General features: G+C 70.2%; 23 protein-coding genes. 13 read left to right on the forward strand and 10 right to left on the reverse strand.

Translation table 11 applies throughout. The features are described from left to right. Window positions 1-14: 14 nt before the first annotated feature. From pstC to OO70_RS34170, 4 genes are all read right to left on the reverse strand, one after another. Window positions 15-1,019 carry a phosphate ABC transporter permease subunit PstC gene (pstC, locus tag OO70_RS34155; protein WP_043679932.1) on the reverse strand — a complete coding sequence of 335 codons (1,005 nt, stop codon included), beginning with the start codon at window positions 1,017-1,019 and terminating at the stop codon, window positions 15-17. A gap of 223 nt (window positions 1,020-1,242) precedes the next feature. Further along, window positions 1,243-1,638 carry a hypothetical protein gene (locus OO70_RS54810; RefSeq protein WP_158711552.1) on the reverse strand — a complete coding sequence of 132 codons (396 nt, stop codon included), beginning with the start codon at window positions 1,636-1,638 and terminating at the stop codon, window positions 1,243-1,245. Window positions 1,639-1,888: 250 nt separating this feature from the next. Then, window positions 1,889-3,553 carry a hypothetical protein gene (locus OO70_RS34165; protein WP_043679934.1) on the reverse strand — a complete coding sequence of 555 codons (1,665 nt, stop codon included), beginning with the start codon at window positions 3,551-3,553 and terminating at the stop codon, window positions 1,889-1,891. 69 nt (window positions 3,554-3,622) lie between these two features. Next, window positions 3,623-4,315 (reverse strand): PH domain-containing protein, encoded by a 693-nt coding sequence (locus OO70_RS34170; RefSeq protein WP_043679935.1) that lies wholly within the window; start codon window positions 4,313-4,315, stop codon window positions 3,623-3,625. A gap of 185 nt (window positions 4,316-4,500) precedes the next feature. On the opposite strand from OO70_RS34170, the gene deoC reads away from it, so the two are divergent. Genes deoC through OO70_RS34185 form a run of 3 tightly spaced genes read left to right on the forward strand, consistent with a single transcriptional unit; the run spans window position 4,501 to window position 7,780 of the window. Then, on the forward strand, window positions 4,501-5,463 hold the full coding sequence (deoC, locus tag OO70_RS34175; protein WP_199827466.1) for a deoxyribose-phosphate aldolase: 963 nt from the start codon (window positions 4,501-4,503) through the stop codon (window positions 5,461-5,463). A 3-nt stretch (window positions 5,464-5,466) separates the two neighbouring features. Next, window positions 5,467-6,903, forward strand: coding sequence for an aldehyde dehydrogenase family protein (locus OO70_RS34180; protein WP_043679941.1), 1,437 nt, complete (start codon window positions 5,467-5,469; stop codon window positions 6,901-6,903). Continuing rightward, on the forward strand, window positions 6,896-7,780 hold the full coding sequence (locus tag OO70_RS34185) for an aldehyde dehydrogenase family protein (RefSeq protein ID WP_043679944.1): 885 nt from the start codon (window positions 6,896-6,898) through the stop codon (window positions 7,778-7,780). The genes OO70_RS34180 and OO70_RS34185 overlap by 8 nt, the downstream gene beginning before the upstream one ends. A 105-nt stretch (window positions 7,781-7,885) precedes the next feature. Here OO70_RS34185 and OO70_RS34190 read toward each other — a convergent pair whose 3' ends face one another. Further along, on the reverse strand, window positions 7,886-8,290 hold the full coding sequence (locus tag OO70_RS34190) for a hypothetical protein (RefSeq protein WP_043679945.1): 405 nt from the start codon (window positions 8,288-8,290) through the stop codon (window positions 7,886-7,888). A gap of 127 nt (window positions 8,291-8,417) precedes the next feature. Between OO70_RS34190 and OO70_RS34195 the strand changes: the two genes are divergently transcribed. Beyond that, complete coding sequence (locus OO70_RS34195) at window positions 8,418-9,065, forward strand: uridine kinase family protein (RefSeq protein ID WP_078651670.1); 648 nt, start codon at window positions 8,418-8,420, stop codon at window positions 9,063-9,065. Between the two features lie 166 nt (window positions 9,066-9,231). On the opposite strand, the gene OO70_RS34200 is transcribed toward OO70_RS34195, so the two are convergent. Further along, window positions 9,232-9,969, reverse strand: a complete 738-nt coding sequence (locus OO70_RS34200; RefSeq protein WP_043679947.1) for a SigE family RNA polymerase sigma factor — start codon at window positions 9,967-9,969, stop codon at window positions 9,232-9,234. Window positions 9,970-10,224: 255 nt separating this feature from the next. Here OO70_RS34200 and afsQ1 point away from each other — a divergent pair, with 255 nt between their 5' ends. The 5 genes from afsQ1 (at window position 10,225) to OO70_RS34225 (ending at window position 14,089) form a co-directional block, all read left to right on the forward strand. Further along, window positions 10,225-10,902: a two-component system response regulator AfsQ1 gene (gene afsQ1, locus OO70_RS34205; protein ID WP_019055771.1), complete on the forward strand. Its 678-nt coding sequence runs from the start codon at window positions 10,225-10,227 to the stop codon at window positions 10,900-10,902. Continuing rightward, window positions 10,899-12,488, forward strand: a complete 1,590-nt coding sequence (locus OO70_RS34210; RefSeq protein WP_043679948.1) for an ATP-binding protein — start codon at window positions 10,899-10,901, stop codon at window positions 12,486-12,488. The genes afsQ1 and OO70_RS34210 overlap by 4 nt, the downstream gene beginning before the upstream one ends. Beyond that, the gene (locus tag OO70_RS34215) at window positions 12,485-13,129 is read left to right on the forward strand and encodes a hypothetical protein (protein WP_199827467.1); all 645 of its coding nucleotides are present in this window, start codon (window positions 12,485-12,487) and stop codon (window positions 13,127-13,129) included. Before OO70_RS34210 ends, OO70_RS34215 begins: the two co-directional genes overlap by 4 nt. A 110-nt stretch (window positions 13,130-13,239) precedes the next feature. Then, complete coding sequence (locus OO70_RS34220) at window positions 13,240-13,791, forward strand: VanZ family protein (protein WP_043680053.1); 552 nt, start codon at window positions 13,240-13,242, stop codon at window positions 13,789-13,791. A gap of 94 nt (window positions 13,792-13,885) precedes the next feature. After that, on the forward strand, window positions 13,886-14,089 hold the full coding sequence (locus OO70_RS34225) for a PspC domain-containing protein (protein ID WP_019055767.1): 204 nt from the start codon (window positions 13,886-13,888) through the stop codon (window positions 14,087-14,089). Between the two features lie 86 nt (window positions 14,090-14,175). On the opposite strand, the gene OO70_RS34230 is transcribed toward OO70_RS34225, so the two are convergent. Together OO70_RS34230 and OO70_RS34235 are read right to left on the reverse strand one after the other, a co-directional pair. Then, the gene (locus OO70_RS34230) at window positions 14,176-14,535 is read right to left on the reverse strand and encodes a hypothetical protein (protein ID WP_043679953.1); all 360 of its coding nucleotides are present in this window, start codon (window positions 14,533-14,535) and stop codon (window positions 14,176-14,178) included. 140 nt (window positions 14,536-14,675) lie between these two features. Continuing rightward, window positions 14,676-15,830 carry an adenosine deaminase gene (locus OO70_RS34235; protein ID WP_043679957.1) on the reverse strand — a complete coding sequence of 385 codons (1,155 nt, stop codon included), beginning with the start codon at window positions 15,828-15,830 and terminating at the stop codon, window positions 14,676-14,678. Window positions 15,831-15,943: 113 nt separating this feature from the next. On the opposite strand from OO70_RS34235, the gene OO70_RS34240 reads away from it, so the two are divergent. Continuing rightward, the gene (locus tag OO70_RS34240; protein ID WP_043679959.1) at window positions 15,944-16,708 is read left to right on the forward strand and encodes a dienelactone hydrolase family protein; all 765 of its coding nucleotides are present in this window, start codon (window positions 15,944-15,946) and stop codon (window positions 16,706-16,708) included. A gap of 70 nt (window positions 16,709-16,778) precedes the next feature. Here OO70_RS34240 and OO70_RS34245 read toward each other — a convergent pair whose 3' ends face one another. Beyond that, on the reverse strand, window positions 16,779-17,738 hold the full coding sequence (locus OO70_RS34245; RefSeq protein ID WP_043679961.1) for a LysR family transcriptional regulator: 960 nt from the start codon (window positions 17,736-17,738) through the stop codon (window positions 16,779-16,781). 63 nt (window positions 17,739-17,801) lie between these two features. Here OO70_RS34245 and OO70_RS34250 point away from each other — a divergent pair, with 63 nt between their 5' ends. Then, window positions 17,802-19,070, forward strand: coding sequence for an MFS transporter (locus OO70_RS34250; protein ID WP_043679963.1), 1,269 nt, complete (start codon window positions 17,802-17,804; stop codon window positions 19,068-19,070). A 135-nt stretch (window positions 19,071-19,205) separates the two neighbouring features. After that, window positions 19,206-20,222 (forward strand): sigma-70 family RNA polymerase sigma factor, encoded by a 1,017-nt coding sequence (locus OO70_RS34255; RefSeq protein ID WP_043680055.1) that lies wholly within the window; start codon window positions 19,206-19,208, stop codon window positions 20,220-20,222. On the opposite strand, the gene OO70_RS52905 is transcribed toward OO70_RS34255, so the two are convergent. Then, window positions 20,106-20,492, reverse strand: coding sequence for an STAS domain-containing protein (locus OO70_RS52905; RefSeq protein ID WP_158711553.1), 387 nt, complete (start codon window positions 20,490-20,492; stop codon window positions 20,106-20,108). The genes OO70_RS34255 and OO70_RS52905 overlap by 117 nt on opposite strands. A 100-nt stretch (window positions 20,493-20,592) precedes the next feature. Between OO70_RS52905 and OO70_RS34260 the strand changes: the two genes are divergently transcribed. Then, the gene (locus tag OO70_RS34260) at window positions 20,593-21,513 is read left to right on the forward strand and encodes an AEC family transporter (RefSeq protein ID WP_043679965.1); all 921 of its coding nucleotides are present in this window, start codon (window positions 20,593-20,595) and stop codon (window positions 21,511-21,513) included. Window positions 21,514-21,748 lie beyond the last annotated feature (235 nt).

A 21,748-nucleotide genomic window follows, 5' to 3' on the forward strand; every position in this document is an offset into this window, starting at 1 on the left:
GGAGGTGGCCGCCGTCAGGCGTCGCTCGTCGCGCCCGAGCGCGAGCGGGCGACGATGGAGGAGGCGGCGAAGTTGACGATCAGCGTCATGAGGAACAGCGCGAAACCGGCCGCCATCAGCGCGGACATGCCGAACTCGCTGGCCTCGCCGTAGTGCAGCGCGATCAGCGAGGCGATCGAACTGGTCCCGGACTGCAGGACGTGCCACTGGATGTCGAAGGTCACCGAGATGATCATGAAGATGGCGATGGTCTCGCCGAGCGCCCGGCCGAGCCCGAGCATGGTGCCGCCGATCATCCCGCCGCGCCCGAAGGGCAGGACGACGCTGCGGATCATGCCCCAGCGGGTCGCGCCGAGCGCGTAGGCACCCTCGCGCTCACCGGCGGGGGCCTGGGAGAAGACCTCGCGCATGATCGAGCAGACGATCGGCGCGATCATCATGCCGACGACCAGTCCCGCGATGAACGTCGAGGACGTGTAGAGACTCTCGGGCGCCAGCGGGTCGGCCGGGTCGGCGCCCCGCACGTCGAAGACCGGGATCCAGCCGAAGTACGTGGAGATCCAGCGGGCGACCGGCAGCACCTTGTCCTGGAGGAAGAACACCCCCCACAGGCCGTAGACCACGGACGGTACGGCGGCCATCAGGTCGACGGTGCTGATCAGGGTCCGGCGCAGCCGGGCAGGCGCGTACTCCGAGATGTACAGGGCCGCGCCGGTGGCCAGCGGTACGGCGACCAGGACGGCCACGATCGCGATCAGCACGGTCCCGACGAGCACGGCCGCGATGCCGAAGTTGCCCTGGTCCGGGGCCCATTGGGCGGTGGTCAGGAACGACCAGCCGGCCTTGTCCAGCGCCAGCCACGCCCGGTAGAGCAGGAAGCCGCCCACGAGCAGCATGACGGCCAGCACGAAGGTGCCGCCGGAACGCAGCACTACGCGGAAGATCCGGTCGGGCAGACCCGGGTCGGCGTACAGGCGTCTCGGTGTGTCGTCGTCGGGCCCGGCCGCGAGAGCGGTCACGGGCTGCGGCTGTGGGTTTCGTAGCGGCGGAGGCACGATCCCGACACTCCGGGCCCACGATTGACATGCTCGCCCCGAGGTGTGAACGAGAGGTTCCCTGGGGGCAACATCCGTTGCGCCCGGCACGCGCGCACCATGGGCAACTCGGCGCGGTGCGGTATTAGTTGAAGAACAGTCAGGCGACGGAATCAAAGAATCGAAGAACAGTGAGGCGACGGACAGGTCAGCTGTCCCCGAATAACTCCGGTCCCGCACCCACCAGTTCGGGCAGCATCGCGCGGAAGCGGTCGTAGGCGGCACGACAGGTGGCATGCCGTTCGTACGTCCGCGCCGCCCCGGCGAGATGCCGCCCGGACGTCTCCCACACCACCCACACCCAGCCGCCGCCCGCGGTGCTGTGCTGGATGCCACCGCCCATCTCGGCATGCCGCGAACACAGCCTCACGAAGGCCGTACGACATCGTTCATGGCTGTCGTGCGAGGTCAACGACACCGCCACCGACCGCCCGTTGGGGGCGACCAGCCGCCAGCCGAACCCGCCCCGGCCGTCGATGTCGATCTGACATCTCATGCCCATCACCGCGACGACAGGTCTTGCCGCCTCGCCGGACCGCTCCATGTCCCCACCCCTAGCCGCCCATTGATGAGTAAAACCCGCAGGTACGGCGCTATGGACGGCATCAGCAATCTACTGAGACGGAGATGAACGGCACGAGACAAAAGTGACTGCCGGGCACACGCTTCATGTCGAAGTATCCCCTAGGTAACCCCTAGGACAGGCACAGGGAAAGCGCTCACCTCGCACTCTGGACAACGTTGCCAATAGGGGGATGGAAGCGTCGGCATGGGGGCACCGCCCCGCACAGCGGTCAGGACAGCCACCGGGTGACGAGCAGCGCGATCCAGGCGATACCGAGGACCGCGGCGAACGGCCACAGCGGGCGCCCGCGGTCCTTCTCGTCGCTCTCGCCCGTGGGGCGCAGGGCGGGGTCGGCGATCATGGCGGAGAGTTCGGCGGCCAACGCGTCGTAGGGGTGGGTGAGTTGGCGTTTGCGTTGCAGCCAGGGCCAGCGAGGGGCGGAGACGTCCCAGTGGTCGCCGTCGCGCATCCGCAGCTGCAGCTCGATCGCTTCACGGCGGGCCGAGCGGAGGTCGGCCCAGGGGACGTGACGCGGTCGGCGCAGACCGTTCAGCCAGATGCCGGTGCGGTCGGCGGTGATGCGCCAGCGCAGTTTCCGGGGGACGAGGGTGGCGCCGGCGAGACCACCGAGGAACAGCACGGTCCCGTCCCAGGGGCCCGGGTCGGCCACGACCCAGAGGACCCAGGCGGCCCACTGCACCACCAGGAAGGTGGCCAGCCAGTCCACCGGCCCCGCCCGCCAGCGCCGCACCGGCACCACGGTGATCCCGGCCCGCACGGTCGCGGCGAGCTCCTCGTCCAGGGCCTTCCGGACCGCCGCCCGCTCCTCCCGGGCGAGCCGCCGCCGCACGGTGCCCTCCGGCATCGGTCGTACGGGCCCGGTCGACCACTGCGCCACCGGCGGCTCATCGGGCTTCTCCGGCGCGGTGAGCAGCAGGATCTCGGCGCCGTCGTAGGGAGTGCCGTAGAGGACGGCCTCGCGCAAGGGGGCTGGACCGGCGGCCGCGGCCGCGTCAAGGAGTTCCTCCAGCTCCCCCCGCACCGCCTCGTCGTCCTTGTCGTCCCCTTCCCCCTCGTCTTCCCCCTCGTCGTCGCGTGCCGCCCTCGTCGCGACCGTGAACAGCGGCCGTAGCGCCTCCGTGTCGTCCGTCGCGTAGATCACGGCGTCCTCGTGGTCGTCCTTGCCGACGAGGACGCGCAGTACGGGTGCGGGTGCGGTGCGCAGGGCGATTGCCCGGCGCCTGCCGAGGGTGCCGGAGAGGAGCAGGGTGAGGGCCAGGCCGAGCGTGAACAGGCCCTCCGCGAGCGCCAGTCGGCGGTCGTCCGCCGAGTGCCACAGGCCGGAGCCGGCGAGCAGGACGACACCGGGTACGGCCAGCACGGCCCCGGACTTGAGGAACAGCCCGCCCCGCCGCATCGGACCGTCCGGGTCCGGCGGTACCGCCGTGACCCCGTCGGTCGCGGCCAGGGCGCTCCGCCGCTGGCGACCACGCGCGCGTGCCCGTAGTTCGGTGGCCGTCACGGAGGCCAGGACCAGCAGGGCGGCGCACACCAGGACCGGCCACGACAGCCCGCTCCCCCGCACCGCCACCACGACGACCAGGACGGCGGCGGAGAGTCGTACGGCCTCGGGGCGCCACAGCCACCAGACGACCTGGAGCGGCAGCAGCGCGATCAGCTCCGGAGGCAGATCCGTCGCCGCCAGCAGGCCGAAGGCGGCCAACACGGCGCACCAGACGGCCAGTTCGACAGCCCAGCGGCGCGGCCGTACCGGCACCCACCACGGCACCACCGCACCGGCCCACGCGCGCGCGTGCTCGCCGTTCCAGTCGACGCACCCGTCGGGTATCGCGGAGGCGGGCAGCAGCGCGGGCTCTTGGACGTTCGTGGTCATGACATCCCAGAGGGGTGGGGTGGGGAGATGCGAGAACGGGGGGTGCGAGTGCGGGGAATGCCCGTCCGGTCAGCCCGTCGCCAGCAGGATCGCCAGGAGTACGGCCCCCGCGACCGCCGGCGCGATCACCTCGTACGCCCAGCGCACCGTGACCTCACCCTGCGCCGACTCCGCCTGCTCCCGGTTCTCCAGCAGCTCGCGCAGATCGGCCATGATCTGGTCGGACTCCGCCCGCGTGGACCCGCCCGGCACGGCGCCGCCCCGCATGGCACTGCCGGCTCCCATCCCGCCGCCGAACCCGCCGAGCCCGCCGCCGAAGCCCAGGCCGCCCGACCTGCCGCGCTGCGCGCCCGCCGCCTCCGCCGCGGCCCGTGCCTCGCGCCGCGACGCCTTCTTGCGGGCGCGCAGCGAGACGGGGACCGCCCACAGCTGGAACTTGGCGCCGGACTTCGTGACCACCTCGTTCGAGAACCCCGACCGCAGCGAGGCGATCTCTCCCCACGGCAGCACGACGACCCTGAACGGGTTGCGCACGCGCAGCCGGTCCTGGCCCGCGAACACCGCGGGGCGCAGCGTGAAGGCCGCGACCACCGGTACGACGAGGATCAGGCCCGCGAGTGCCAGCCACGGCGTGCGGCCGTGGCCGGACGCGAGGGCGTCGATGCCGAGCCAGAGGGCGATGCCGAGCAGCAGGACGCCGCCGATGAGGCCCATGGGTGAGCGGTAGATCAGGTCTTTGGCGTCGGGGGGCGGGGTCGTCATGGTGCCGATTGTGCCTCAGGGCTGCGCCGTCTCGTCGTTGGGGACCTGTGCGTTCGCGACTGCGGGTGCGTTGTGGTTGCTCGCGCCCACGCGGCGGAGCCGCATATCGAAACAGCCCCGCGCCCCTTAGGTAGGTCCACTTGCCCGGGGTGTACAGCTGCTACGCGCGTAGATATGCTCGTCTGGTGACCATGCCCACCAACGCACCCACAGCACACGCTCTCGGCGACGTCACCGCCTCCGACAGCACGCTGCGCCGTTTCCTCCACGGGCTGCCCGGCGTCGACGCGGTCGGCCTGGAGGCGCGTGCCGCCTCGCTCGGGACCCGTTCCATCAAGACCACCGCGAAGGCGTACGCCATCGACCTCGCCATCTCGATGGTCGATCTGACGACGCTGGAAGGCGCGGACACCCCCGGCAAGGTCCGGGCGCTCGGCGCCAAGGCGGTCCGCCCCGACCCGACCGACCGGACGAGCCCCTCGACCGCGGCCGTCTGTGTCTATCCCGACATGGTGGCCACCGCCAAGGAGGCCGTCGCCGGTTCCTCCGTGAAGGTCGCCTCCGTCGCCACCGCCTTCCCGGCCGGCCGCGCCGCGCTCGACGTGAAGCTGGCCGACGTGCGCGACGCGGTTGCCGCGGGCGCCGACGAGATCGACATGGTCATCGACCGCGGGGCGTTCCTCGCGGGCAAATACATGAAGGTCTACGACGAGATCGTCGCCGTGAAGGAGGCCTCGGGCGCCGCGCGCCTGAAGGTCATCTTCGAGACCGGCGAGTTGTCCACGTACGACAACATCCGCCGCGCCTCCTGGCTCGGCATGCTCGCCGGCGCGGACTTCATCAAGACGTCGACGGGCAAGGTCGCCGTCAACGCCACACCCGCGAACACCCTGTTGATGCTGGAAGCCGTACGGGACTTCCGCGAGCAGACCGGCATCCAGGTCGGTGTGAAGCCCGCGGGCGGTATCCGTACCTCCAAGGACGCCGTCAAGTTCCTGGTCATCGTCAACGAGACGGCGGGCGAGGACTGGCTGGACAACCACTGGTTCCGCTTCGGCGCGTCCTCGCTCCTGAACGACCTGCTGATGCAGCGTCAGAAGCTGGCCACCGGCCGCTACTCCGGCCCCGACTACGTGACGGTGGACTGATCCATCATGGCTACTTTTGAGTACGCACCGGCGCCCGAGTCCCGCGCCGTCGTCGACATCGCGCCCTCCTACGGCCTGTTCATCGACGGCGAGTTCACCGAGGCCGCCGACGGCAAGGTCTTCAAGACCGTCTCCCCCTCCACCGAGGAGGTCCTCTCCGAGATCGCCCAGGCGGGCGAGGCGGACGTCGACCGCGCGGTGAAGGCCGCCCGCAAGGCCTTCGAGAAGTGGTCGGCACTGCCCGGCTCCGAGCGCGCCAAGTACCTGTTCCGCATCGCCCGGATCATCCAGGAGCGGAGCCGCGAACTGGCCGTCCTGGAAACCCTGGACAACGGCAAGCCCATCAAGGAGACGAGGGACGCGGACCTCCCCCTGGTCGCCGCGCACTTCTTCTACTACGCGGGCTGGGCCGACAAGTTGGACCACGCCGGCTTCGGCGCGAACCCGCAGCCCCTCGGCGTCGCGGGCCAGGTCATCCCCTGGAACTTCCCGCTCCTGATGCTGGCGTGGAAGATCGCCCCGGCGCTGGCGACAGGCAACACGGTGGTGTTGAAGCCGGCCGAGACGACCCCTCTCTCCGCACTCTTCTTCGCGGACATCTGCCGCCAGGCCGGCCTCCCCAAGGGTGTCGTCAACATCCTTCCGGGATACGGCGATTCGGGCGCCGCGCTCGTCGCGCACCCGGACGTCAACAAGGTCGCGTTCACCGGCTCCACGGCGGTCGGCAAGGCGATCGCGCGCCAGGTGGCCGGTACGACCAAGAAGGTCACCCTCGAACTCGGCGGCAAGGGCGCGAACATCGTCTTCGACGACGCTCCCATCGACCAGGCGGTGGAGGGGATCGTCACCGGCATCTTCTTCAACCAGGGCCAGGTCTGCTGCGCGGGCAGCCGACTGCTGGTCCAAGAGTCCATCCAGGACGAGCTGTTGGACTCCCTGAAGCGCAGGCTCTCCACGCTCCGCCTCGGCGACCCGCTCGACAAGAACACGGACATCGGCGCGATCAACTCCGCCGAGCAGCTCTCCCGCATCACCACGCTCGTCGAACAGGGCGAGGCGGAGGGCGCCGAGCGCTGGTCCCCGTCCTGCGAACTCCCGTCCTCCGGCTACTGGTTCGCCCCGACGCTCTTCACGAACGTCACCCAGGCGCACACCATCGCCCGCGACGAGATCTTCGGCCCGGTGCTGTCGGTGCTGACCTTCCGCACGCCCGAGGAGGCGGTCGCGAAGGCCAACAACAGCCAGTACGGCCTCTCCGCCGGCATCTGGACCGAGAAAGGCTCCCGCATCCTCGCGGTCGCGAGCAAGCTGCGCGCGGGTGTCATCTGGTCCAACACGTTCAACAAGTTCGACCCGACCTCGCCGTTCGGCGGCTACAAGGAGTCGGGCTTCGGCCGCGAGGGCGGTCGCCACGGCCTGGAGGCGTACCTCGATGTCTGATCGACTCTCTGTCTTCAAGACCTACAAGCTGTACGTCGGGGGCAAGTTCCCCCGTAGCGAGAGCGGCCGGGTGTACGAGGTGACCGACTCCAAGGGCAAGTGGCTCGCGAACGCACCGCAGGCCTCCCGCAAGGACGCCCGTGACGCGGTCGTAGCAGCGCGCAAGGCGTTCGGCGGCTGGTCCGGCGCGACGGCGTACAACCGGGGTCAGATCCTCTACCGCATCGCCGAGATGCTGGAGGGCCGCAAGGACCAGTTCGTACGCGAAGTCGCGGACGCGGAGGGCCTGTCGAAGTCCAAGGCCGCTGCCGTGGTCGACGCGGCGATCGACCGCTGGGTCTGGTACGCGGGCTGGACCGACAAGATCGCGCAGGTGGTCGGCGGCGCGAACCCGGTGGCGGGCCCGTACTTCAACCTGTCGTCTCCCGAGCCGACGGGAGTGGTCACCGTCCTGGCACCCCAGGAGTCCTCGTTCCTGGGCCTGATCTCGGTCGTCGCCCCGGTGATCGCGACCGGCAACACGGTCATCGTCATCGCGAGCGAGAACTCCCCGCTCCCCGCACTGTCGCTGGGCGAGGTACTGGCCACCTCCGACCTGCCCGGCGGCGTCGTCAACGTCCTGTCCGGCAAGACGGCGGAGATCGCCGCCCCCCTCGCCGCGCACCAGGACGTCAACGCGATCGACCTCGCGGGCGCGGACGAAGTACTGGCGAAGGACCTGGAAATCGCAGCGGCCGACAACCTCAAGCGAGTCCTCCGTCCACAGCCTGTGGATTACACGGAGACTCCGGGCACAGAGCGCCTGACGGCCTTCTTGGAAACGAAGACGGTCTGGCATCCGACGGGTTCGCTGGGAGTCGGGGGCTCGTCCTACTGAGCAGGCCGCAGGCCGCTCAGTAGGGGCGCGGGGAACTGCGCGACCAGCCACAACCGGACGCGCACCCGGCAACGAGACCGCAGCTCCCCGCCCCTCCCCCGCACCTCACCCCCCGAGCACCCCCAGCGCCTGCCCCACCACAGGAATCCTGCTGATCGACTCCGCCTCCGCAACAGGCCCGGTCAGCATCTGCGAAGCAACCGGCTGGAAGTCGGCGAGCTGGGTCGCAACCCCGTTATCGAGGGGATCAACACCCGTCCCCGCGAGCGGATTCGGCTTGAGCCCCGCAACCGGCCCGGTGACATAACCGACCGTGCCGGTGACCGCGCCAAGCCCCGCCGCGGGGTCGATCTTGCCCAAAGACGTGGGCCGCGTCCGCATCACGTCGACGACCGGCGCGGTGTCCGCGGCGGCGCTCGCCGCGCCCGCGCCCAGGGCGACTCCGGCGGTCGCGAGGGCGACCAGGGCGCGCTGGGCGGTCGGGTGCTGGGGGGACGTGTGTCGTGCCATTGCTGGTGCCACCTTCTGGTGCGCAGGGTAATCAGGTCAGCACGAAGGGTAGTTGAGGTGTGATGCGCACTCCAAAGCCGACCCGCGGGGTCGGCAGGACGTACGGAATACGTCAAACTGGTGTCCCGTGAGCATCCTTTCCCCGTCACCGGCCCGTGTCGTGCTGCTGTGCGGCCCCTCGGGTTCCGGCAAGTCCCTCGTCTCCGCCCGGTCCGGCCTGCCCGTGCTGCGGCTCGACGACTTCTACAAAGAGGGCGACGACCCGACGTTGCCGCTGGTGGCGGGGAGTGCGGACATCGACTGGGACCACCCCGACTCGTGGGACGCGGACGTGGCGGTCGCCGCGATCGTCGAACTGTGCCGCACGGGTCGTACGGACGTGCCGGTCTACGACATCTCGCTCAGCGCCCGTACGGGCACGGAGGCGGTCGATGTGGGCCGGACCCCGCTGTTCATAGCGGAGGGCATCTTCGCCGCCGAGGTCATCACCCGCTGCCAGGAGCTGGGTGTCCTCGCGGACGCGCTGTGCCTGAGCCGGGGCCCGGTGCGCACGTTCCGGCGCCGGTTCCTGCGGGATCTCAGGGAAGGCCGTAAGTCCGTGGCGTTCCTGCTGCGGCGCGGCTGGCGGCTGATGCGGCTGGAGCGCTCGATCGTGGCCCGCCAGACCGGCCTCGGCGCGTACGCCTGCGACAAGGACGAGGCGCTGGGGCGGCTCGCAGCGGCGGCGGTGGGCCGGCGCCCGGCACGGACGACTCCAGCGACCTCCCCCTCGTAGAACAAAAAGAGCGGGACTGGACGGACCCCCCGGCCCTCCAGTCCCGCTCCCTCATTCCCCCGTGGTACTTCCCCCGTGATCCCCCCAGGACCCCGTCGGCGCCCCCCAGCGCCGATCCCCCGTGGTCCCCTTGGTGCTTCCCCGTTACCTACTTCCCCCCCAACCCTCAGGCGACAAGCTCCCCGAAGGCGTCCTCCTCGTCACGGCCGAAGCTGAGGACCTCGTCCTCGCGCATGCGGCGGAGCGACCGCCAGATGCTGGACTTCACCGTGCCGACACTGATGTCGAGGATCTCCGCGATCTCCGGGTCCGTGCGGCCCTCGTAGTAACGGAGGACCAGCATGGTGCGCTGGAGTTCGGGCAGCCGGGTCAGCGCCTGCCACAGGACCGCGCGCAGTTCGGTGCCGCGCATCGCGTCCGTGTCGCCGGGCGTCTCCGGCAGCTCCTCGGTCGGGTACTCGTTCAGCTTGCGGCGGCGCCACGCGCTGATGTGCAGGTTCGTCATGGTGCGGCGGAGGTAGCCCCCGACCGCGGCCTTGTCGCTGATCCGGTCCCATGCCTTGTACGTCGAGAACAGCGCGCTCTGCAGCAGGTCCTCGGCCTCGAAGCGGTCGCCGGTCAGGTGGTACGCGGTGGCGTACAGGGAGGCGCGGCGCTCCTGGACGTAGGCGGTGAACTCCGCCTCCGACAGCGAGCGACGCTCCCCCGTGTCCTCCCTGTACGCACTTCCCCCGTGCGCTTCCCCCGTGTGCGCGTCAACCACCGTCATGTAACCGGTGTGCTGACGCCCGGCACCGCGAACGCACCCCCGCCCGCTCACGGCACCGGACTTCTCGGAACCCCGGGTGACGTCGTGCAGACGCGTGACGACTGCGTTGTTGCTGGTGCTGTGCAGCGTGCTCATCTCGCGCCCCCCGTAGTGGACTTGCCCGGTGTTCGGATCTTCCGGCTCGGTTCCTTCGTGGTTCCTTGCCTGTGCCGAAAATCCTGCCCGGGGCACTTCATGGACGTGTCCCCCGACTGTCACAGACCTGTCACAGGGGTGGGTCTCTGCGGCTGCCCTCAGAAAACGGACAGTCCGGTCACAGAAAGGGGCGCTACGGGTGCGTACACGTACAGGTGTCGAAACCGCACCCCGCCATGGGCCAGAATGAGCCCCGTGCCTTCCCTGTTGCTGATCGAGGACGACGACGCCATCCGGACGGCCCTGGAGCTCTCGCTGACGCGCCAGGGACACCGGGTAGCCACCGCTGCCAGCGGCGAGGACGGTCTGAAGCTGTTGCGTGAGCAGCGGCCGGACCTGATCGTGCTGGATGTGATGCTGCCCGGCATCGACGGTTTCGAGGTGTGCCGTCGTATCCGGCGCACGGACCAGCTGCCGATCATTCTGCTCACCGCGCGCAGCGACGACATCGACATCGTCGTCGGACTGGAGTCCGGTGCCGACGACTACGTGGTGAAACCCGTGCAGGGGCGGGTGCTGGACGCCCGTATCCGGGCCGTGCTGCGGCGCGGGGAACGAGAGGCCAACGACGCGGCGTCGTTCGGTTCGCTCGTCATCGACCGGGCCGCGATGACCGTCACGAAGAACGGCGAGGACCTCCAACTCACGCCCACCGAGCTGCGGTTGCTCCTGGAGCTGAGCCGGCGGCCCGGACAGGCCCTGTCCCGGCAGCAGTTGCTGCGCCTGGTGTGGGAGCACGACTACCTCGGCGACTCACGGCTGGTGGACGCCTGTGTCCAGCGGCTGCGCGCCAAGGTCGAGGACATCCCGTCGTCCCCGACCCTCATCCGTACCGTGCGCGGCGTCGGTTACCGCCTGGACTCGCCTCAGTGACCGACGCACCAGGGGGGATCCGCGGCTGGCGCCCGGGTCGTAAGGGAGTCCTGTGGCGGCTGCGGTTCACCAGCCTGCGCCTGCGACTCGTGGTCGTGTTCGGGCTGGTCGCGCTGACCGCCGCCGTCTCCGCGTCCGGCATCGCCTACTGGCTCAACCGCGAGGCCGTCCTCACCCGCGCCCAGGACGCCGTACTGCGCGACTTCCGCCAGGAGATGCAGAACCGCGCGGGCGCCCTGCCGGTCCGCCCCACGCAGGACGAACTCATGCGCACCGCGGGCCAGATGGCCAACAGCAGCCAGCGCTTCAGCGTCCTGCTGGTCGGCGAGGACGCGAACGACAAGACGGTCTACGGCAACTCGGGCGGCCTGAACGGCTTTTCGCTGGACGACGTGCCCAAGTCGCTGCGCACGGCGGTCAACAAGCAGCAGTCGGTGACCGACGGCAACAAGGAGCCGTACCACCTGTACTGGCAACGGGTCACCGAGCACGGCAGCCCGTATCTGGTCGCCGGTACGCGGATGATCGGCGGCGGTCCGACCGGCTACATGCTCAAGTCCCTCGAGCCGGAGGCCAAAGACCTCAACTCCCTTGCCTGGTCGCTGGGTATCGCCACCGGGCTCGCGCTGATCGGTTCCGCGCTGCTCGCGCAGGCCGCAGCGACGACCGTCCTCAAGCCCGTGCACCGGCTCGGCATCGCCGCGCGCCGGCTCGGCGAGGGCAAGCTCGACACCCGGCTGCGGGTCTCCGGGACCGATGAACTGGCAGAGCTGTCACGGACGTTCAACCAGACCGCCGAGGCGCTGGAGAAACGGGTCGCCGACATGGCCGCCCGGGACGACGCCTCGCGCCGGTTCGTCGCCGACATGTCGCACGAGCTGCGCACGCCGCTGACCGCCATCACCGCCGTGGTGGAGGTGCTGGAGGAGGAACTCGACGCCGAGACCGGCAGCGTGGACCCGATGATCGAGCCCGCCGTACGGCTCGTCGTCAGCGAGACCAAGCGGCTCGGGGACCTCGTGGAGAACCTGATGGAGGTCACCCGCTTCGACGCGGGCACCGCCCGGCTCGTCCTCGACGACGTCGACCTCGCCGACCAGATCACCGCGTGCATCGACGCCCGCGCCTGGCTGGACGCCGTGGACCTGGACGCCGAGCGCGGCATCCACTCCCGGCTCGACCCGCGCCGCCTGGACGTCATCCTCGCCAACCTCATCGGCAACGCCCTCAAGCACGGCGGCTCGCCGGTCCGGGTCTCGGTCCGCCTCGATGACGACGACCTCGTCATCGCGGTCCGCGACCACGGTCCCGGCATCCCCGAGGACGTCCTGCCGCACGTCTTCGACCGCTTCTACAAGGCGAGCGCCTCCCGGCCGCGCTCCGAGGGGAGCGGCCTCGGCCTCTCCATCGCCCTGGAGAACGCCCACATCCACGGCGGCGAGATCACCGCCGCCAACTCCCCCGACGGCGGCGCGGTGTTCACCCTGCGGCTGCCCAGGGACGCCTCCACACTCACGGAGGAGACCGACAAGGGCGAGGGCGACGGCCCCGACGGCTCGGTCGGCTCCGAGGGGAACGCGCCATGACCGTACGACAGTTGACGGCCCGGCCCGGGGAACGGGGCGTGGCCGTACGCCGGTTGCTGGCTCTCCCCCTGCTCGGGCTGCTGCTGACGGGGTGCGGGATCCGGGCCACGGAGGTGCCGACCGACTTCGGGGCCGCGCCCTCCCGGGTGCCGTGCACGCTCACCGAGCCGGACGTGTCGCCGCAGGCCGCGCGCGGGGTGCCCGTGCAGGTGTTCCTGCTGTGCGGGTCGTCGCTGGTGACCGTCGACCGGGCCGTACAGGTGCCGGACGGCACGGCGGACCTGCAGCGGCGGGTGATCGTGGCCCAGGGACTCCTCGACCAGCTCGCGGAGTCGCCGTCGGCGGGTGAGCAGGGCGCCGGGTACACGACCGACGTACGCGGCGGCATGACGGTCAGCGGGCCGCGCCCCAAGGACCCCAAGGACGCGCTGCGGCTGAGCAATTCACCGGCCGACCTCACGTCGTACGCGCTCGCCCAGATCGTCTGTACGTTCTCCGACTCGGCCGCGGCCGAGGGCGACGGCTCCGTGATCCTCGGCGGCCCGGACGACACGTCCCTGCGCCGCTACGAGTGCACGGACGACGTCCGCTCCGACCCCGGCACCAAGGCACCGCCTTCCAGCGAGGTCACGGGCGGCTGAAAGCGCCCCCGAGGTGAACGAGCCGTAAAAGGGCGGTGTGGCGTAAGCCTCAGCATGGTGCTTGGCCGCTACCCGGAACCGATCGTGCCGGAGGGGGCGTCTTGTGGGGCGTGCAGCGTCAAGGCTCCATCGGCGGCAGTGCCGCGATTCGCGTCCGTGTGACAGGAGGTGTCCTCCTCGTCGCACATCTCGTGCTCGTCGCCTGGGTCACGCTGCGACCGAGGGACGTCCCCTGGGTGATGCCCCCGAATCTGCACCCGCTGGCCAGCATTCGGGCCGATGTGGCCATGGGCTGGCCGGAGGGGGCCAAGCGGATCGGTGAGGGCCTCGCACTGCTGGCCCCGCTGGGCGTCCTGCTCCCGATGGTGAGCGGCAGACTCCATGTCTCCCCGCTCGCGTCCCTCATCCGTACGGTCGCCGCGGGCGCCCTGATCTCCCTGGGCATCGAGCTGCTCCAGACCGGGGTGCCCGGCCAGGTCGTGGACATCGACTCGCTGCTCATGAACACGGTCGGCGTGGCCCTCGCCCACGCCGCGATCGTCCCGGCGGCCCGCGCCTGGCTCCGCCGCAGGGGCGAGAGCGGGCGCCCCGCAGCCGTCCTCCAGGAGGAAGCGACTCAGGGACGGACCCCGACGATTCCCAGGGTCGGCATCGCACCGTAGAGCGACGCCGGTCGGCCTGTGGCTCCGTACCGTTGAGAACAGATGAGGCAGCCGCAGGGGAGGCCTCGGAGAGACGCTCACGAAGGAGCCACCCATGGCCGCCATTGCCCGCCCCACCCAAGGCCGCATGATCGGCGGAGTGTGCGCAGCGCTGGCGCGGCGCTTCGGTACCTCCGCGACCACGATGCGGGTGATCTTCCTGCTCTCGTGTCTGCTGCCCGGGCCGCAGTTCCTGCTCTACATCGCGCTGTGGATCCTGTTCCCGTCCGAGGACAAGGTGCGCACCGAGGCCTGGTGAGACTCCGGCCCGCAATACGCACACGTACGCCGATGGGGCGCACCCTCGTCCAGGGTGCGCCCCATCGGCGCGTTCAGGGGCGGGGCTCAGCCCAGCGGGATGCCGTTCACCGGCAGGCCGTGCGTGGGCAGGCCCGTCTGCGACAGCGGGAGGCCGCCCAGCAGTCCGGCGACGGGCGCGGTCGGGCCGTCGGAGAGGACCTTCTCGGCGGCCGGCTGCACGGCGGACAGCCCACCCGCGAGCGCGGGCTGCGCCTGGCTCAGCGCCTCGCCGGCACCCGGCAGCGCCTTGGTGACGTTCTCCGCGGGCAGCGTGTGGGTAACGGCACCCAGCGCCTGGGTGGCGTCCGGGACCGCCGGAGCCGCGCTCGCGGCACCCGCGCCTACGGCGGCGAAGGCGGCACCGAGGGCGGCGACACCGAGGGTCTTGGCAGCAGACTGCTTCATGGTGAATGCGTCCTTGAATGGGATGACGGGGATGTGAGCGGTCCAAGACCGTAAACACGGGACGGCACCCGCCGCAAACATCGAAATGCGGACGGATTGTGAACACCCGCCCGCATTTCCTGCCTTCCGCTCCGCTCCGTTCAGCCCTCGTCGGGCACAGAACCGCTGGTGGAAGCGGTCTGCCGGAACAGCCATTCGGATTTCAGCTCGGCATATCCGGGCTTGATCACGTCATTGATCATGGCGAGTCGTTCATCGAAAGGAATGAATGCTGACTTCATAGCATTGACGGAGAACCACTGCATGTCGTCGAGCGAATAACCGAACGCCTCGACAAGGTGCTCGAATTCCTGGCTCATGCTGGTGTGCGACATGAGGCGGTTGTCCGTATTGACCGTCGCGCGGAAGTGCAGCCGGCGCAGCAGCCCGATCGGGTGCTCGGCGTACGAGTCGGCGGCACCCGTCTGGAGGTTGGAGCTGGGGCACAGCTCCAACGGGATGCGCTTGTCCCGGACGTAGGAGGCGAGCCGCCCGAGCTTGACCGAGCCGTCCTCCTGGACCTGGATGTCGTCGATGATGCGCACCCCGTGCCCCAGCCGGTCGGCGCCGCACCACTGCAACGCCTGCCAGATCGACGGCAGCCCGAAGGCCTCACCGGCGTGGATCGTGAAGTGGTTGTTCTCGCGCTTCAGATACTCGAAGGCGTCCAGGTGCCGGGTGGGCGGGAACCCGGCCTCCGCGCCCGCGATGTCGAAGCCGACGACGCCCAAGTCGCGGTACCGGTTGGCGAGTTCGGCGATCTCCAGGGCACGGGCCGCGTGCCGCATCGCGGTGAGCAGAGCCCCGACGCGGATACGGTGACCGTTCTCCTTCGCGAGCGACTCCCCTTGCCGGAAGCCCTCGTTGACGGCCTCGACGACGTCCTCGAGGCTCAGCCCGCCTTCGAGGTGCTGCTCGGGCGCGTACCGCACCTCCGCGTAGACGACACCGTCCTCGGCTAGGTCCTCGGCGCACTCACGGGCGACCCGGATCAGCGCGTCCCGGGTCTGCATCACGCCGACCGTGTGCGCGAAGGTCTCCAAGTACCGCTCCAGGGAACCGGAGTCGGCGGCCTCGGCGAACCACACGCCGAGCTTGTCCGGGTCGGTCTCGGGGAGTTCGGTGTACCCGGCGTCCCGGGCGAGTTCGACGATCGTCCCCGGGCGGAGACCGCCGTCGAGGTGATCGTGCAGCAGAACCTTCGGCGCCCGGCGGATCTGGTCCGAGCTCGGGATGTTCGTGGTCTGGCTCGTCATTTCCGCACTCTAACTCCTACGCGCGTAGATCACCCGTTGTACGAATCCGTCGATACGTAACGGTGACCGCGCGGAAGGGTGGCGTACACGCCCACTTCTGACACTGTTCTGTCATGGCACAGCAAGCGACGCCGGTCAGGACGGCCCGGCTGGGGAGGGCGCTCGGCCCCGAACCGACCTCGGTGAGCGGCGTGGTGCTGCTGCTCCCCGGCGGCGAGGAGGTCTCCGCCCGCAGGCCGTCACCCATGCTGGCGACGGCGTCCGTACGGACGTTGGGGCGTCGGCTGGCCCGCGCGGGCGCGGACGACGGGCTCGCCGCGCACGTCGTCCACTACCGGGTGCGCGGCTGGAACGGCAGCGAGGCGTATCTCGCGCACGACGCGACCTGGGCGGTCGACGAGGTCGTACGGCGCTACGGGGACGTGCCCGTGTGTCTCACCGGGATCGACATGGGCGGGCGGGCCGCGTTGCGCGCCGCCGGGCACGAGGCGGTCAACTCCGTGGTGGCGCTGGCTCCTTGGCTGCCCGAACAGGACGTGGCGGCGCCACCCGAACCGGTGAAGCAGCTCGCGGGGCGGCGGGTGCTGATCGTGCACGGCACGAACGACGAACGGACCGACCCCGAACTGTCGTTCCGGTTGGCGGCGCGGGCGAAGAAGGCGAACCGGGACATCTGTCGGTTCGAAGTGCATTCCGATGGGCACGGGTTGCATCAGCATCGGCAGGAAGTGCACGCGTTGGCTGAGGACTTTGTGATGGGGGCGTTGTTCGGGCGGGCGTTTTCTCGGCCTGTCGAAGATGCGCTGCAGGCTCCGCCGCCGTTGGGGTTGAGGATGCCGTTGGCTGCGGGGTTTGGGCGGTCGCTTCGTAGGGGTTGAGGATTCGTTGCGGGGTGCGGGTGCGTTGTGGCTGAGCGCGCAGTTCCCCGCGCCCCTGGGTGGGTGAACCCTACGTAGGTAGCAAGTTGCCCCTTCTTGACAGTAGGAACTGCTTGAAAGCCGCTACCGGTGGGGTGTCCGGGTGGTGGCCGTCGAGCCATGCCACGCCGATTTCTCTTACGGCCCTCGGTGCTGTGACCGTCAGTTCTGCAACTCCCGGGCGGGGTACGGCTGGTGGAGGGAGGAGCGCTACTCCCAGGCCCGCTGCCACCAGGCCCCGTAGGGTCTCCGCTTCTTCTCCCTCGAAGGCGATCTTCGGGCGGAAGCCGGCCTCCTTGCAGACGTCGTCGGTGATGCTGCGGAGGCCGTAGCCGGGCTCCAGGGTCACGAAGGTCTCGTCGGCCGCTTCTGCGAGGCGGATTCGCTTCCTCGTCGCCAGGCGGTGGTCGGCCGGGACGACGAGGCGGAGTTTCTGGACGTCGAGGCGGTGGGCCACGACGTCGGGGGCGTCGAGGGTCGGGGCGGTCAGGAGGCACAGGTCCAGCTCGCCCGCGCGGAGTCGCTCCAGCATCGCCTCGCCGTAGTTCTGGACGAGGCTGAAACGGACGCGGGGGTGGTCGGCGCGGAAGGCGCGGATGAGGCCGGGGACGGTTTCCGAGCCGAGGGTGTGGAGGAAGCCGAAGGCGACCTTGCCGGTGGTGGGGTCGGCGTCGGCGCGGACCTCGTCGGCGGCCTTCTCGATCTCGGCGAGGGCGCGTTCGACCGAGGTGAGGAAGGTGCGGCCTGCGGGAGTCAGGGATACGGTCCGGCCTCTGCGGGCGAACAGGTCGACGCCCAGGTCCTGTTCGAGGCGGACCATGGCGCGCGACAGGGTGGACTGCGGGACCTGCATCTCCCGCGCGGCCCGGGTGACGTGCTCGGTGCGGGCGACGCCGGCGAAGTACGCGAGGCGTGGCGCGAGCAGCGCGACGATGTCTTCTGTGTCACCGGACGGTGACAGATGAGCCTGTGAGCTGTACTGATGCACCATGGGAACGATTATGGCGTTTCCGTGCATTGGACGGATCAGCGGGGGCGTCCGTACCTTCGAAACATGTCTCCCGCCGATACCGGGGCGTCCACCGTCGTGGCCGCCACGACCCCCGTCCCCGCCTCCGACTCACGGCTGACACCGGGTGGTCCCGGTTTTCGCCGGATGAGCTTCGCGCTGTTCCTCGCGGGCGTGGCGACCTTCGCGCTCCTCTACTCCACACAGGCCCTGCTGCCGCTGATCTCCTCCGGTTTCGGCGTGAGCGCGAGCGCGGCGAGCTGGACGGTGGCGGCGGCGACCGGCGGACTCGCGGTGTTCGTGCTGCCGATGAGCGCGCTGTCGGAACGTTTCGGACGTCGTACGGTCATGACCGGGTCGCTTGTCGTCGCGGTAAGCATCGGGGTCCTGGTGCCGTTCGCGCCCTCGCTGGGCGCGCTGGTGGCGTTGCGGTTTCTGCAGGGTGCCGCGCTGGCCGGGTTGCCCGCCTCCGCCACCGCGTATCTCGCGGAGGAGGTCCGGCCGAAGGCGCTGGTCACGGCGATCGGTCTGTTCGTGGCCGGCAACAGCGTCGGCGGGATGAGCGGCCGGGTCATCACCGGCTGGGTCGCGCAGGAGTGGGGCTGGCGGGTGGCCGTGGCGGTGATCGGCCTCATCGCGGTCGGCTGCGCGGTCGCCTTCCGCCTGCTGCTGCCCGCCCCGAAGCACTTCACCCCGGGCTCGCTGCGCCCGCGCGTCCTGGCCCGCACGGTCCGCGACCACCTCGCGAACCCGCTGCTGTGCCGCCTGTACGCGATCGGCGCCCTGTTCATGACGGTCTTCGGCGGCGTCTACACGGTGATCGGCTACCGCCTCACCGAGGCCCCCTTCTCCCTCCCCCAGGGCATCATCGGCTCGATCTTCCTGGTGTACCTCGTGGGGACCGTGTCGGCGTCCACGGCGGGGCGGCTGGTGGGTCGGCTGGGGCGCCGGGGTGCCCTGTATCTGGCGGGCGGTACGACGGCCACGGGCCTCCTGGTCTCCCTCGCCGACTCGCTGCCGTTGGTGCTGCTCGGCCTGGTGCTGATCACCGCCGGCTTCTTCGCAGGGCACGCGGTCGCGTCCTCGGCGGTCAGCAAGACGGCGACGACGGGGCGTGCGCAGGCCTCGGCTCTCTACCAGTCCGCGTACTACATCGGGTCGAGCACCGGCAGCACGGTCGGCGCGCTGGCGTTCCACGCGGGGGGCTGGGCGGGGACGGTCGGTGTGGGGGTCCTGGCGGTGGTGGGGGTCGTGACGATCACGGTGTTGGGGTCGCGGGCGGCGCGGGTGGAGCGGGAGCTCGCTCCGGCCTGAGCCGCCACATCCACTCACCCTGTCAAGAAACCCTTCCTGAGCTGCACGTTCATCCACTCCTCGCGCCATTGTCAGTGGGCTGCGCTACGTTTCGGGCTAAGGGAACAACGGCCACAGGGGTGGGTGGGCGAGACCATGAGTGACGGTACTGCGACGACGACGGACCTCGACATCAGGCTGGAGAAGCACCGTGTCGAGCTGACCGGGTACTGCTACCGGATGCTCGGCTCCTCCTTCGAGGCCGAGGACGCGGTGCAGGACACGATGGTCCGCGCCTGGCGGAACTACGAGAAGTTCGAGGGGCGGTCCAGTCTGCGTTCGTGGCTGTACCGGATCGCGACGAACGTGTGCCTGGACATGCTGTCCGCCGGCAACAAGCGGGCGCGGCCCGTCGACCTGAGCGACTCCACCCCGCTGGCGCAGGCCGCCCTGTCGCCCCGGCCGGACAACACGTGGCTGGAGCCGATGCCGGACGCGCGCGTGCTGCCGACGGTCGAGGACCCGGCGGAGGCAGCGGTCGCCAAGGAGTCGGTGCGGCTCGCGTTCATGGCCGCCCTGCAGCAACTGCCGCCCAAGCAGCGGGCGGTGCTGATCCTGCGCGAGGTGCTGGCCTGGCGGGCGAACGAGGTCGCCGAGCTGCTCGACACCTCGGTCGCGTCGGTCAACAGCGCCTTGCAGCGGGCCCGCGCGACCCTCGCCGAGCGGCACGAGAAGGCGGCCGGCGCGGCCGTGTCCGACCCGCTCGACGAGGAGCAGCAGAAACTCCTGGAGCGGTACGTCGCGGCTTTCGAGGGCTACGACATGACGGCACTGACGGCGCTGCTGCATGAGGACGCCATCATGACGATGCCGCCGTTCGAGCTGTGGCTGACCGGCCACGACGACATCACGGGCTTCATGACGACGCTCGGCGCCGCCTGCGAGGGCTCGCGCCTGATCCCGGTGCGGGTGAACGGCCTGCCGGGCTTCGCCCAGTACAAGCCGGACCCGGAGGCGGGCGGCTTCAGTCCCTGGTCGGTTCAGGTGCTCGAGATCTCAGACGGCCGGCTCACCGGGTTCCACTTCTTCCTGGACACCAAGCGCTGGTTCCCGCTGTTCGACCTGCCCCTCCATCTCGAAGCGGAGCCCGACCAGGTCGAGGAGGGCGCCTAGCCCGGGGGCGGGCGCGCGGAGGCGGATCCGGCCGCCGGTCCGCCTGGCGGTGAGTTCGAGGCGGGCCAGGACATCTACGGTGCCGAGCCCCGGTGGCCCCGGCCCCACGACCTCGACCAGGACCACTCCGGCACCGGTCGCCACCAGCAGCGCCCGCGCCTCGGCACACAGTCCCGCCGCCTCGTCAGGGGTGACGGGGCGGGCCGGCACGAGTACAGCGGGTGTCTTGGCGTCCACGATCGGTAGACCGGGTGGGTGGGCGTAACTCATCGGGGGCGACCGCCTAGGTTTGCTGTATGCCCCACGGATCAGCTCCGCCCTGGATACCCGACGGCCTCCCGCGCGCTACGGCAGCCGCCGAGGGGGTGCCGTGCAAGGGGTGTTGACCGGGTTCGCGGTGATCGGTGTGGTCATCGCGGTCGGGTATGTGATCGGGCTGCGCGGTTCCCTCGGCGAACACGGGCGGGACGTCCTGACCAAGCTGGCCTTCAATGTCGCGTCCCCGGCCCTGCTGTTCACGACCCTCGCGCGGGCCGATCTGTCGGTGATCTTCTCCAGCGGGCTGCTCGTGACGATGCTGAGCACGGCGGCGGTGGCGGGCGTGTTCGTGGCGGTGGGGGTCGTACGCGGCTGGGGTGTCGGCCGTACGACGATCGGGGCGCTGTGTTCGAGTTACGTCAACTCCGGCAACCTCGGGATCCCGATCTCGGTGTACGTCCTGGGCAACGCGTCGCTGGTGGCGCCGGTGATGTTGTTCCAGCTCGTCGTGGTGAGCCCGCTCGCGTTGACGGTCCTCGATCTGTCGGGGCGGGTCGAGAAGGGGCCGCTGTGGCTACGGCTGCTCACGCCGCTGCGGAATCCGGTCGCGGTCGGATCACTCGCCGGGGTTGCGGTGGCGGCGGCCGGAGTGCACGTTCCGAACCCGGTCATGAACCCCCTCACCCTGATCGGCAACATGGCGGTACCGGCGGTTCTGATCGGCTTCGGTATCTCGCTGCGCGGAAGTTCGATGCCGGCGCGGGGGGTTGAGCGGGGGGCGGTGTTGTTGTCGGTTGCTCTGAAGGCGGTGGGGCAGCCGGTGATCGCCTGGGTGTTGGCGGCGGGGGTGTTCGGGATTCATGGGGCGGCGTTGCTGGACGTGGTGGTGACGTCGGCGTTGCCGGGGGCGCAGAACCTGTACACGTACGCGAGCCGGTATCGCGTGGGGGAGGTTCTGGCTCGGGACTCGATCCTGCTGTCCACGGTGCTGTCGGTGCCTGTGCTTGTGGTGATCGCTGCGCTGCTTGGGTAGGTGCGGTTGTTGTTTGGCTGCGGGTGCGTTGTGGCTGGTCGCGCAGTTCCCCGCGCCCCTCAAAAACCGTCGCTGGGCCGGGGTCTGCGAGTCCCCGCCCTCGACCCGCGCCTCTCGACGCCTCGGCCCTCTTACCCCCGCGCCTCCGAGCCTCCGAGCCCCCGAGCCCCCGAGCCCCCGAGCCCCCGAAAAGGCTTAAGGGGACCGGGATTTGAAACCCCAGCCCCCCTCCCCC

The sequence above is a fragment of the Streptomyces xylophagus genome (genome assembly GCF_000716435.1).
GTDB lineage: Bacteria > Actinomycetota > Actinomycetes > Streptomycetales > Streptomycetaceae > Streptomyces > Streptomyces xylophagus.